Origin of the sequence: Streptomyces sp. NPDC056948 (assembly GCF_042674225.1) — a bacterium.
Lineage (GTDB): Bacteria > Actinomycetota > Actinomycetes > Streptomycetales > Streptomycetaceae > Streptomyces > Streptomyces purpurascens.
In genome coordinates this window covers 1-11,580 of the sequence record NZ_JBHUQX010000311.1, presented here as the reverse complement: position 1 = coordinate 11,580, position 11,580 = coordinate 1, and the positions used below count along the sequence as shown (strand labels likewise).

Below are 11,580 nucleotides of genomic sequence, written 5' to 3'. Positions count from 1 at the left end.
CGGATCACACGATCCGCGCCCCTCTCCACTTTTGTGGCTCCCACCCGGCGGGTAAGGTTAGGTTAGCCTCACCGATCAACGGGAGGGCACCAGAGAACGAAACCCCGCCGGGAGGTGAACCGCGTGTACATCTGCAGTTGCTTCGGGATCACCGAGCAGCAGGTCAAACAGCACGCGGACAGCGGCGCCTGCACTCCCCGCCAGATAGCCTCCGCCTGCAAGGCGGGCACGGACTGCGGGTCGTGCGTACGCCGTATCCAGGCGATCCTCGGCAGGGGCGCGTGCCCACGCCGCGACCTGGCCGACCAGGGCGAGCCGGTGCTCTCGGAACTGGAAGACGCCGCCTAGGCAGGCCTCAGCTCGGCTGCTCGATCTGCTGCGCGATGTACAGCGCCTCGCCGAGCTTCTCGATGAGCTCGAGCTGTGTGTCCAGATAGTCGATGTGGTGCTCCTCGTCCTCGAGGATCGACTCGAAGAGGTTCGCGGACGTGATGTCGCCCTTGGTGCGCATCACCTCGATGCCCCGCTTGAGGCGGTCGATCGCCTCCACCTCGACCTGCCGGTCGGCCTGGAACATCTCGGTGACCGTCTGCCCGACCCGGACATGGAACAGCCGCTGGTAGTTGGGCAGGCCGTCCAGCATGAGGATGCGCTCGGTGATCTTGTCCGCGTGCTTCATCTCATCGATGGACTCTTCACGCGTGTACTTGGCGAGCTTGGTCCAGCCTTTGTTGTCCTGGATCCGGTAATGCAGCCAGTACTGGTTGATCGCCGTCAGCTCGCCGGTCAACTGCTCGTTGAGGAATTCGAGGACCTCGGGGTCGCCCTGCATCGCAGAGGCTCCTTCCACGCGTAAGAACTGGCAGGTTGCGCCGCATGATTCCACCGCGGAAGAAGATCGTCCAGTAAGTCTTCACTTAGTAAGTAAGGGCATGCTTAGTTCTGAATGCCCTGTTTTGGAATGGCCCGGGTCAGGGGCATTACCCGAGGTCTGTCAGGATGGACACATGGGTCAGCCGGTGGGACGCGAATCGGGAGAAGGGCGCGATTCAGCAGGAGCGACGCAGCCCGGGCTTCCGCCGGGACAGCGATTGCAGCGCGGCTGGCCGGTCACGCACTACGGGCCCGTCCCCAAGTTCCGGCCCGAGCGCTGGGAGTTCAGGGTCTTCGGCGCCACCGCCGGCGGCGGCAAGCACTGCTGGACCCACGAGGAGTTCACGGCCCTGCCGTACACCACCGTCGTGGCCGATCTGCACTGCGTCACGAAGTTCAGCATGCTGGGCGCCGAGTGGGGCGGGGTTCCCGCGCGCACCATCCTCGACATCGCTCCGCCCGCGGACGACGTCACCCATGTGATGGTGTGGGCCGAGTACGGATTCAGCTCCAACCTCCGGCTGTCCGACTTCGCCTCCGAGCAAGCCCTGTTCGCCACCCACAAGGACGGCGAACTCCTCACCGCCGAGCACGGCTTCCCGCTGCGCCTGATCGTGCCCCACCTGTACGCCTGGAAGGGCCCCAAGTGGGTGCGCGGCGTGGAGTACATGACCGCCGACCGGCGCGGCTTCTGGGAGGAGCGCGGCTACCACAACCTCGGCGACCCGTGGCAGGAGCAGCGCTACTCGTACCAGGAGGAGCCCGGGGACGGCCCCGACCTCTGATCGGAAGCTGTCAGCAGTCGCGCAGCTTCTTCAGCCGCTCCACGTCCGCCGCGTGCCCCTCCTTGCCGCCCGGCGTCTCGATGATCAGCGGCACGCCCTCGGTCGCGGGGTGCGTCATCAGGGCCCGGAACGGGTCCTCGCCGATGTGGCCCACACCGATGTTCTCGTGCCGGTCCTTGTGCGCCCCGACCACGTCCTTGGAGTCGTTGGCGTGGATCAGCTTCAGCCGGCCCTCGCCGACCGTGTCCACCAGCAGGTCCAGCGTCTGGTGCATGCCGCTCGGGCCGGTCAGGTCGTGCCCCGCGGCGAAGATGTGGCAGGTGTCCAGGCACACGCCGAGCATCGGGTGGGCGTCCAGCGCCTCGAAGTACGGGCCGAAGTCCCAGGTCCGCGAGCACAGCGAGGCGCCCTGGCCGGCCGTCGACTCCAGCAGCAGATACGGGTCGTCGTCGTGGGTCAGCTCCTCCAGCAGCGGCAGCAGACGCTCCCGCACCTGCTTCAGCGCCACGGACCGCTCCCGGCCGCCGGTCGCGCTGCCGGTGTGCACGACCACGCCCAGCGCCCCGATCTCCCGCCCGCGGCGCAGCGAGTGCCGCAGCGACTCCACCGACCGCTCCGCCGTCGCCTCGGTGTGCGAGCCGAAGTTGATCAGATAGGGGGCGTGGACGTACGCCGGGATCGACTCGGCCTCGCATGCCGCGCGGAACGCCTCGTCCTGCTGGGGATTCCCGGCCGGTGTGGCCCAGCCGCGCGGGTTGGCGACGAAGACCTGGACGGTCTCCGCCTTCAGATCACGGGCGTACGACAGACCGACGGAGTGCAGCCCACCGGCCACGGGGACGTGGCCGCCCACCGGGTTGCGGGAGGGGCCGGAGAGCTGATTGTTCACCCGTTCAGGGTGTCATGCGGCCGGCCCTGCCCCGTCCACGGGCTCCCCGCCCGCGCTCGTCACCTGATCTTGATGGTGATCGTCGAACCCTTGGGCGCGGTCTGGCCGCCCTCGACGGACTGCCCCTTGACCTCGTCGCCGAACAGTCCGAGCAGACCGCGGTCCTCGTCGACCTGGAACCCGGCGCTCTCCAGTGCCTGCGTGGCGTCGTCGACGCTGTCGCCGACCACGTCCGGGACCTCGATCATCTCGGGGCCCTTGGACAGCGTCAGCGTCACCGTGTCGCCCTCGGCCGCCCGGCCGCCGGCGTTCGGGGTCTGCTTGACGACCTGGCCCTTGTCGAACTCGGAGGAGTTGACCCGCTCGGTCGCGACCTTCACCTTGAGCCCGGCGTCCTGCAGCTGCGCCCGGGCGTCGGCTTCGTCCGCGCCGGAGACGTCGGGGATGTCGATGGGGCTGCCCTTGCTGACGACCAGCGCGACACCCGTGCCCGCGCGCACCTTCGTGCCGTCGGCGGGCCGCGCGGAGATCACCGAGCCCCTCGGCACGTCCTCGCTGAACTCCCGGGTGACCATGCCCGGCTCCAGCCCGTCCTCCTTGAGCTGAGCCCGCGCCTTGGCCAGCTTCTGGCCCTCCAGGGCGGGCACGCGCACCGTCTCGGGGCCGTCCGACACGGTGATGCTCACCGAGTCGTTGCCACGGATACGCGCCCCGGACTTCGGGTCGGAGCTGATGATCTGGCCCCGCTCCACGGTGTCGCTGTAGGCGTGCTCGACCTTGCCGAGATCCAGCCCGGCGTCCTCCAGCCGGCTCTCGGCCTCGGTCTGCGTCTTCGCCAGCAGTGGCGGGACCTCGGTGAACTGGCCCGAGTTGATGTACCAGATGCCGCCGCCCAGGCCCAGCACGAGCAGAACGGCGACGACGATCGCCAGCGGGCCGCGCCGGGACCCCGAGCGGCGCCGGGACGGCGGGGGCGGCGGGGACTCGAAACGGCTGGTGCGGTTGAGCGCCGCCTCGGAGGGCTCGTCGTCCTCGTTGACCGGCAGGGGGCGCAGCGTGGCCAGCGCGCGCGGGATCACACTCGTACGGTCGTCGGCGCCGTCGTGCTGCGAGGTGAGCGCCTGCGGCGGCACCACGTCCAACTGCTCCGCGCTCAGCCCGGCGCGCCCGTCGCGGACCTGCGCGAGCAGCGCCACCGCGTCGTACGGGCGGATGTCAGGGGTGCGGGCGGTCGCCGAGGCCACCATCTCGTCCAGGTCGTAGGCCAGACCGGGCACGGCGGCCGACGGCGGCGGGACGTCCTCGTGCAGGTGCTTGTACAGGATCACGGCCGGGGAGTCCGCGTCGTGCGGCTTGTCGCCGGTCAGCATCTCGTACAGCATCACCCCGCACGCGTACACGTCGACACGGGGGTCCGCGGTGCCGTTCTCTATCTGCTCGGGCGCGAGGTACGCGACCGTGCCGAGCACGGTCCCTGTGGTGTTCGTCACCGTGTCCACGGCACGGACGAGTCCGAAGTCGGCGACCTTCACCCGGCCGTCGTCCCCTATCAGGACGTTCTCCGGCTTCATGTCCCGGTGCACGAATCCGGCGCGGTGGGCGGCGCCCAGCGCGGCCAGGACCGGCTCCAGGATGTCCAGGGCGGCGCGCGGCTGCAGGGCCCCGCGCTCGCGCAGCACGTCCCGCAGGGTGCAGCCCGCGACGTACTCCATGGCGAGATAGACGTACGAGCCGTCGGTGCCCTGGTCGAAGACCTGCACCACGTTCGGATGGGCCAGCCGGGCGACGGACTTCGCCTCGCGGATGAACCGCTCGACGAACGAGCTGTCGACCGCGAGCGAGGGGTGCATCACCTTGAGCGCGAGAACGCGGTCCAGCCGGGTGTCCACAGCCCGGTAGACCGTCGCCATCCCGCCGACGGCGATACGCGCGTCGATGCGGTACCGGCCGTCGAGCACCTGCCCGACCAAGGGGTCCTGAAGGGTCGTGTCCACGGAGGCGAGTGTACGAGCCACGACCGACAGCCCGCCGCCCCGTCCGGATTCGGGCCGGTACTGCGACTGACCTGTGACGTGTACGCCGGCGCCTACTGGAAAGCGGGGCGCTCCGGATCAAGCGCGGCCCTTCCCTCCGTCGGAGACGACGCCTCGGCGAAATGCCGCCGCGGAATGCGCCCGGCCCGGTACGCCAGCCGCCCCGCCTCCACGGCATGCCGCATCGCGTCGGCCATCAGGACCGGCTCCTGCGCCCGTGTCACCGCCGAGGCGAGCATCACACCCGCGCAGCCCAGCTCCATCGCCAGCGCCGCGTCGGACGCCGTACCCGCGCCGGCGTCCAGGATCACCGGCACGCGCGCGTGCTCGACGATCAGCTCGAAGTTGTGCGGGTTGCGGATGCCGAGCCCGGAGCCGATCGGCGAGCCGAGGGGCATGATCGCCGCGCAGCCGGCGTCCTCCAGCTTGCGCGCCAGCACGGGGTCGTCATTGGTGTACGGCAGCACGGTGAACCCGTCGTCGACCAGCGTCTCGGCCGCCTCCAGCGTCTCGATCGGATCCGGCAGCAGCGTGCGCTCGTCGGCGATGACCTCCAGCTTGACCAGGTCGGTGCCGAGGGCCTCGCGCGCGAGACGGGCTGTGAGGACGGCCTCTCCGGCGGTGAAACAGCCCGCCGTGTTGGGCAGCACCCGGATGCCGAGCCGGTCCAGGACGGACAGTACGGAACCGTGCACCGAGGGGTTCACCCGGCGCATCGCGACCGTCGTCAGCTCCGTCCCGGACGCGACCAGCGAACGCTCCAGCACCTCGAGGCTGGGCGCCCCGCCCGTGCCCATGATCAGGCGGGACGTGAAGGACGTACCACCGAGGACAAACGGATCGTCGGCCATGGTCAGCCTCCTTGGACGGCGGTGAGTACTTCCACGCGGTCTCCCTCGGCGAGGGACGTGGACGGCCACTGTGCGCGCGGGACGACGGTTTCGTTGAGGGCGGCGGCCACTCCGGAGGGCGAGGCGGTGAGCGACCTCACGACGGTGTCGAGAGCCGTTCCGGGCCGGACGTCCCGGGTCTCCCCGTTGACGGAGATGTTCATACGGGCTGCTCCGTGAGTGCGGTCGCGGTACTGAAGCGCTTCGGGGTGAAGGGGCGGGCCTCCTCGGGGAGTTCGCCCGCCGTCAGGGCGTGCGCCATGGCGTCGCCGGTCACCGGCGTGAGCAGGACACCGTTGCGGTAGTGCCCGGTGGCCAGCAGCAGTCCCTCGAGACCGGTCGGGCCGAGCAGCGGCGCGTTGTCGGGGGAGCCGGGCCGCAGTCCGGCCCGGGTCTCCGTGAACGGCAGCTCGGTGACGCCCGGGACCAGCTCGTGCGCGTCGCGCAGCAGCTCGTACACGCCGCCCGCGGTCACGGTGGTGTCCCAGCCCAGCTCCTCGCTGGTCGCCCCGATGACCAGCTCGCCGCTCTCGCGCGGCACCAGGTAGACATGGCTGCCGCGCACGACCGCGCGCACGGTCCGGCTCAGGAAGGGCCCGTGCCGCCCCGGCATGGTCAGCCGTACGACCTGCCCCTTCACCGGTCGCACGGGAGGCAGCACATCCTTGGGGACGTCCGCGAGCCGCCCGCTGAGGCTGCCCCCGGCCAGCACCACCTGCCCGGCGTCCAGGACGGTCCCGTCGGCCGTGACGACGCCCGCGGCCCGGTCCCGTACGACGGTGAGCCGCTCCGCCCACACCCGGTGGAAGGCCACGCCCGCCCGCTCGCACGCCGTCACCAGCGCCCCGGACAGCCGCCGCGGGTCGATCTGGTGGTCGCCGTCGACCCGCAGCCCGCCGCGCACGCCCGGCGCGAGCATCGGCTCCAGGCGACGGCACTCCCGCCCCGACAGCCACTGCGACTCCAGGCCGGACTGCTGCTGCAGGGTGTGCAGTTCGCGCAGATGGGCCCGGTCGTCGGCGTCCAGAGCGACGGCGAGCGTGCCGCAGCGGCGGTAGCCGAGGTCGTGGCCCGTGAGGTCGGTGAGCTCGGCCGCGAAGTCCGGGTAGCGCCGGGCGGAGGCGAGGTTCAGACCGAGCAGGGTCTGCTCGCCGTAGTGCAGTTCCGTGACGGCGGCCAGCATGCCGGCCGCCACCTGGGCGGCCCCGCCGCCCGGCTCGGGGTCCACCACGGCCGTGGCGAGCCCGCGTTGCGCGGCCCGCCACGCGGTGACCAGGCCGATGATGCCGCCCCCGATGACGAGGACGTCTGACGTTGGCGTACGCGACATGGGCGTCCAGCCCCTCCCTTCGCCGGCATGACCCGGATCAGGTTCGTACGGTCGGAGGCCGCCAGCCTCCCTCTCAGCCCGGTGCGTCCGGGCTCCCGCGAGTGCTCTACGTTGGCCACCCTAGCCCGATGCCGTATGCCGCAGTAAGGGAGCCTCCGCGCATGGCCCGATCCCTCGACGGTCTTCTCCTCGCCCCGGTCGCCGACCAGGCGCCGGGCCAGGTGGGGACCCGCACCCGGTTCACGTACCACGAGAAGGACGGCGAGATCTGGGCCGAGTACACCGGCGGCGACGTCGTACGCGGCCACCTCGTGGGTACCCGGGAAGGTGACAGGCTGGACTTCCGGTACGTACAGCTCAAGCAGGACGGAACCACCTCCTCCGGGCACTGTGTGTCGACGGTCGTGGAGCTGACCGGCGGGCGGGTGCGGCTGGAGGAGACGTGGGAGTGGGAGTCGCAGCAGGGCAGCGGGACGAGCGTTGTGGAGCAGGTCACTGCGCATGAGCACTGACTGACAAAACGTCAGGTGTCTATGGTGATCAGGTGAGCGAGCAGACGCAGGAACCAGGTCCGTCCGCGCCGCGGCGCGTGGTCGTGGCGGGTGCGGGCATGGCCGGTGTGCAGACCGCGGTCGCTCTGCGGGAGCAGGGCTTCACCGGAGCCGTGATCCTCATCGGCGCCGAGCCCCACCAGCCGTACGACCGGCCCCCGTTGTCCAAGGCCGTCCTGCTCGGCAAGGCCGAGGGCTCCGCCTTCGACCTCGACTTCGAGGCCCTCGGCATCGAACTGCGACTCGGCTGCGAGGTGCTGGGCCTGCGCCCCGGCGATCACGAGCTGGACACCGAGGACGGGCCCGTGCCGTACGACGTCCTCGTCGTCGCGACCGGCGCCGAGCCGGTCCGGCTGCCCGGCGCGGAGGGCGTGCCGGGCGTGCATCTGCTGCGCACCCTGGACGACGCCGAGCGGCTGCGGCCGGTGCTGGCCCGCAAGCACGACATCGTGGTCGTCGGCGCGGGCTGGATCGGCGCGGAGTTCGCCACGGCCGCGCGCGAGGCGGGCTGCGCGGTGACCGTCGTGGAGGCCGCCGAACGGCCGCTCGCCGGGGCACTGCCCGCCGAGGTCGCGGCCCCGATGGCCGGCTGGTACGCCGACGCGGGAGCGGTGCTGCGCACGCACGCGCGCGTGGAGCGCGTCGAGCCCGGGGCGGTGCTGCTCGACGACGGCACGCGGCTGCCGGCGGGCGCGGTCGTGGTCGGCATCGGCGCCCGCCCCGCCACGGCGTGGCTGACCGGCTCCGGAGTGGAGCTGGGTTCCCAGGGCGAGATCGTGTGCGACCGGCACCTGTGTACGTCGGTGCCGGACGTGTACGCGGTCGGCGACTGCGCCTCCTTCCCCTCGGGGCGGTACGGCGAGCGCCTGCTGGTGCACCACTGGGACAACGCCCTCCAGGGGCCGCGCACGGTGGCCCTGAACATCGTCGGCCGGGCCTCGGGGGAGACCGCGGCGGTGTACGACCCGGTGCCGTACTTCTGGTCCGAGCAGTTCGGGCGGTTCGTGCAGTACGCCGGGCACCACGCCGGCGCCGACACGACCCTGTGGCGGGGCGACCCGGCCGGGCCCGCCTGGACGGTCTGCTGGCTCCGCGGCGACCGGCTGGTCGCGCTGCTGGCGGTGGGGCGCCCCCGGGACCTGGCGCAGGGGCGTCGCCTGATCGAGTCGGGCGCCGCCATGAATCCGGTGCTGCTGGAGGACCCGGCGAGGCCGCTGAAGGCGGCGACGGCGTAGCTGTCGGGGAGCGTGTTGTCCGTCCGGGTGGGCCGGGCTGACTTCCGACTGTCAGTGGCGGATGGCAGGCTGGTTCCGTGACCGAGATTGACGCAAAGATCGATGCTCTCGTCCCCGCCTGGCTCACCCTCCCCGACATCGCCGAACAGTTCGGTGTCGAGGTGACGCGTGTGCGGCAGCTGGTCAAGGACGGCCAGTTCATCGCCGTACGCCGAGGTGAGAACCGCGCGCTGCACGTCCCCGCCGCCTTCATCGACGGGGACAAGGTCGTCAAGGGCCTGTCCGGGACCTTGACGCTCCTGCGGGACGACGGCTTCACGGACGAGGAGATGCTGGAGTGGCTCTTCACCCCCGACCCGAGCCTGCCCGGCACCCCGGCGCAGGCACTGAGTGAGAATCGCGGCACGGAGGTGAAGCGCCGCGCCCAGGCGCTCGCGGTCTGACCCGACCTCGACGGACAACCGTCCGGTGCCGTGCGAGCGGGGCCGGACCTGAACCACTGCCCGGAGTGCGGGCCGAGGCCCGCGGGGCCACGGTCCCTGGGTGGCTCGCGCCCGCTACGGGGCGTGGGCCGCCGGGGCGGGCCCTGCGGGACCCCTGCCGGGGTCTTGGGCCGGGTCGGCCTCCGCCTCCGTCGGGGCTCGGCTGCTGCCCGGTCCGGGTGAGAGACTCGGGGCCTGCCCGGGGCTTGCCGTGGCCCCTTGCGGGCAGCGACCGACAGTGGGCCGCCGGCCGCCTGTCACCGGCAGAGTGGCCTCGCCGCCCTGCCGGCACCGGCACGGGGTGCTCCGGCGCCCTGGTCGCAGCCCGTACGCCACCGCCACCGGCACGGGTGTCCGCACCCGCCCGCCACCGACACCCAGGGGGACACGCATGCCCGCCACCACCGCCACCACCGCACGGGCTCAGCTCGCCGACGCCCGGGTCTACCTCTGCACCGACGCCCGCGAGCGGCAGGGCGATCTCGTGGAGTTCCTCGATGCCGTGCTGGCCGGTGGGGTCGACATCGTGCAGTTGCGGGACAAGGGCATGGAGGCGGGCGAGGAGCTGGAGCAGCTCGCCGTCTTCGCCGACGCCTGTGCCCGGCACGGCAAGCTGCTCGCGGTCAACGACCGCGCCGACGTCGCCCACGCCGCCGGCTCCGACGTGCTGCACCTCGGCCAGGGCGACCTGCCGGTCCCCGCGGCCCGCGCGATCCTCGGCGACGACGTCCTGATCGGCCGCTCCACACACGCCGAGTCCGAGGCCGCCGCGGCAGCCGCACAGGACGGCGTGGACTACTTCTGCACCGGCCCGTGCTGGCCCACCCCCACCAAGCCCGGCCGCCACGCCCCCGGCCTGGACCTCGTCCGGTACACCGCCGCCCTCGGCACCGACCGCCCCTGGTTCGCCATCGGCGGCATCGACCTCGGCAACCTCGACCGGATCCTGGAAGCGGGCGCCCGGCGCGTCGTCGTCGTACGGGCGATCACCGAGGCCGACGACCCGGGCGCGGCGGCGGCCGAGTTCGCGAAGAGGCTGCGGGAGAAGTAGTACGCCGGTTGGCCGGTTTGTCCAAGGGGTGGACAACAAGTACACAAATCGGGCAAATATCGATGCCCGGTTGGGGGACAGACCGCCCCTGGCTAACCTGCCGGTATGGCCCTCGGCACCGCATCCATCAGGTCGGACCACGCACGCACCGTCCGCGACATGCTCGCGACCGGCAAGACGACGTACTCGTTCGAGTTCTACGCGCCCAAGACTCCGAAGGGCGAGCGGAACCTGTGGAACGCGCTGCGCCGGGTCGAGGCGGTGGCGCCCGACTTCGTGTCCGTGACCTACGGCGCGGGCGGTTCCACCCGCGCGGGCACGGTCAAGGCGACCGAGGCGATCGCCTCCGACACCACCCTCACCCCGATCGCGCACCTCACGGCCGTCGACCATTCGGTCGCCGACCTGCGCAACATCATCGGCCAGTACGCCGATGCCGGGATCCGCAACATGCTCGCCCTGCGCGGCGACCCGCCCGGCGACCCGATGGGCGACTGGGTGCCGCACCCCCGCGGCCTCGCCTACGCCGCCGAACTGGTCGAGCTGATCAAGGCGTCCGGCGACTTCTGCGTGGGCGTCGCCGCCTTCCCCGCGATGCACCCGCGCTCCAGCGAGTGGGATGCCGACGTCCGCCACTTCGTGGACAAGTGCCGCGCGGGCGCGGACTACGCGATCACGCAGATGTTCTTCCAGCCGGAGGACTACCTGCGGCTGCGTGACCGGGTCGCGGCCGCCGGCTGCGACACCCCGATCATCCCCGAGATCATGCCGATCGCCAGTGTGAAGTCGCTGGCGCGGATCCCGTCCCTCACCAACGCCGCGTTCCCGGCCGCCCTGAAAGAGCGGATCCTCACAGCAAAAGACGATCCGGCGGCTGTACGCTCCATTGGTATCGAATTCGCCACGGAGTTCTGTGCGCGGCTGCTCGCCGAGGGAGTGCCCGGCTTGCACTTCATCACGCTCAACAACTCCACGGCGACCCTGGAAATCTACGAAAACCTGGGCCTGCACCACCCACCGCAGGCCTAGACCGTTCGCACCGGTATACGACACACTGCGTAGCGGCGACTGGGAGAGGGGCGTACATGGGCTGGGCGGTCCTCTACATCGCGTTCGGCATCGTCGCGCTGTGGCTGCTGGGCGAGGTGCTGCTGCAGTACAAGGCGCGGCTGCGCTGGCGGCTGCTGGCCTTCGCCGGCTTCCTCGGCGTCGTCGTCGGTGTCCTGATCCCGTCGGTCGTCGTGATCGGACTGGGCGCGGCCGCCTTCGCGGTCGGGCAGACCTACGTCACCCTGTCGTTCCGCAGCGGCTTCGCGGCCGGCTGGGCGATGAACGCCCCGATGCTGGGCGGCGGCAAGCGCGGCCGCGGCGAGCGGGGCCGCCAGGAGCCGACCCTCGAGGTCTCCGGCCTGGAGGCCGCGGGCGGCGGCTACGGCGACGAAGGCGGCGACTACCGCCGCG

Annotated in this window: 13 protein-coding genes, 1 pseudogene and 1 riboswitch; of the genes and pseudogenes, 8 read left to right on the top strand and 6 right to left on the bottom strand. The window is 71.6% G+C overall.

Features of this window, described 5'->3' with window-relative positions; all coding sequences use genetic code 11:
* The first annotated feature begins 114 nt into the window (after nt 1-114).
* Nucleotides 115-348, top strand: coding sequence for a bacterioferritin-associated ferredoxin (locus ACFTZL_RS31730; protein ID WP_382589642.1), 234 nt, complete (start codon nt 115-117; stop codon nt 346-348).
* A 7-nt stretch (nt 349-355) separates the two neighbouring features.
* Here ACFTZL_RS31730 and bfr read toward each other — a convergent pair whose 3' ends face one another.
* Nucleotides 356-832 (bottom strand): bacterioferritin, encoded by a 477-nt coding sequence (bfr, locus tag ACFTZL_RS31725; RefSeq protein ID WP_031107638.1) that lies wholly within the window; start codon nt 830-832, stop codon nt 356-358.
* A 175-nt stretch (nt 833-1,007) separates the two neighbouring features.
* Between bfr and ACFTZL_RS31720 the strand changes: the two genes are divergently transcribed.
* Nucleotides 1,008-1,658 carry a sulfite oxidase-like oxidoreductase gene (locus ACFTZL_RS31720; protein WP_382589640.1) on the top strand — a complete coding sequence of 217 codons (651 nt, stop codon included), beginning with the start codon at nt 1,008-1,010 and terminating at the stop codon, nt 1,656-1,658.
* 10 nt (nt 1,659-1,668) lie between these two features.
* Here ACFTZL_RS31720 and ACFTZL_RS31715 read toward each other — a convergent pair whose 3' ends face one another.
* The 5 genes from ACFTZL_RS31715 to thiO form a co-directional block, all read right to left on the bottom strand.
* Nucleotides 1,669-2,547: a deoxyribonuclease IV gene (locus ACFTZL_RS31715; RefSeq protein WP_382589637.1), complete on the bottom strand. Its 879-nt coding sequence runs from the start codon at nt 2,545-2,547 to the stop codon at nt 1,669-1,671.
* 59 nt (nt 2,548-2,606) lie between these two features.
* Entirely contained in the window at nt 2,607-4,541 is a 1,935-nt protein-coding gene (gene pknB, locus ACFTZL_RS31710; RefSeq protein WP_382589634.1) for a Stk1 family PASTA domain-containing Ser/Thr kinase, read from the bottom strand.
* A gap of 92 nt (nt 4,542-4,633) precedes the next feature.
* The gene (locus ACFTZL_RS31705; RefSeq protein ID WP_382589631.1) at nt 4,634-5,431 is read right to left on the bottom strand and encodes a thiazole synthase; all 798 of its coding nucleotides are present in this window, start codon (nt 5,429-5,431) and stop codon (nt 4,634-4,636) included.
* A 2-nt stretch (nt 5,432-5,433) separates the two neighbouring features.
* Nucleotides 5,434-5,634: a sulfur carrier protein ThiS gene (gene thiS, locus ACFTZL_RS31700; RefSeq protein ID WP_382589628.1), complete on the bottom strand. Its 201-nt coding sequence runs from the start codon at nt 5,632-5,634 to the stop codon at nt 5,434-5,436.
* On the bottom strand, nt 5,631-6,800 hold the full coding sequence (gene thiO, locus ACFTZL_RS31695) for a glycine oxidase ThiO (protein ID WP_382589625.1): 1,170 nt from the start codon (nt 6,798-6,800) through the stop codon (nt 5,631-5,633). The genes thiS and thiO overlap by 4 nt, the downstream gene beginning before the upstream one ends.
* A riboswitch (TPP riboswitch) is annotated at nt 6,798-6,909 on the bottom strand. (Overlaps the previous gene by 3 nt.)
* A 52-nt stretch (nt 6,910-6,961) precedes the next feature.
* Here thiO and ACFTZL_RS31690 point away from each other — a divergent pair.
* From ACFTZL_RS31690 to ACFTZL_RS31665, 6 genes and pseudogenes are all read left to right on the top strand, one after another.
* The gene (locus tag ACFTZL_RS31690) at nt 6,962-7,312 is read left to right on the top strand and encodes a hypothetical protein (protein WP_382589622.1); all 351 of its coding nucleotides are present in this window, start codon (nt 6,962-6,964) and stop codon (nt 7,310-7,312) included.
* A gap of 32 nt (nt 7,313-7,344) precedes the next feature.
* The gene (locus ACFTZL_RS31685) at nt 7,345-8,586 is read left to right on the top strand and encodes an NAD(P)/FAD-dependent oxidoreductase (RefSeq protein WP_382589619.1); all 1,242 of its coding nucleotides are present in this window, start codon (nt 7,345-7,347) and stop codon (nt 8,584-8,586) included.
* A gap of 77 nt (nt 8,587-8,663) precedes the next feature.
* Nucleotides 8,664-9,029 (top strand): Rv2175c family DNA-binding protein, encoded by a 366-nt coding sequence (locus tag ACFTZL_RS31680; protein ID WP_382589616.1) that lies wholly within the window; start codon nt 8,664-8,666, stop codon nt 9,027-9,029.
* A gap of 430 nt (nt 9,030-9,459) precedes the next feature.
* Nucleotides 9,460-10,119: a thiamine phosphate synthase gene (thiE, locus tag ACFTZL_RS31675; protein ID WP_382589613.1), complete on the top strand. Its 660-nt coding sequence runs from the start codon at nt 9,460-9,462 to the stop codon at nt 10,117-10,119.
* Between the two features lie 105 nt (nt 10,120-10,224).
* A complete protein-coding gene (gene metF, locus ACFTZL_RS31670) occupies nt 10,225-11,148 on the top strand; it encodes a methylenetetrahydrofolate reductase [NAD(P)H] (RefSeq protein WP_382589611.1) in 924 nt (307 codons plus the stop codon).
* 56 nt (nt 11,149-11,204) lie between these two features.
* A pseudogene (locus ACFTZL_RS31665) lies at nt 11,205-11,580 on the top strand (hypothetical protein); the annotation flags it as partial.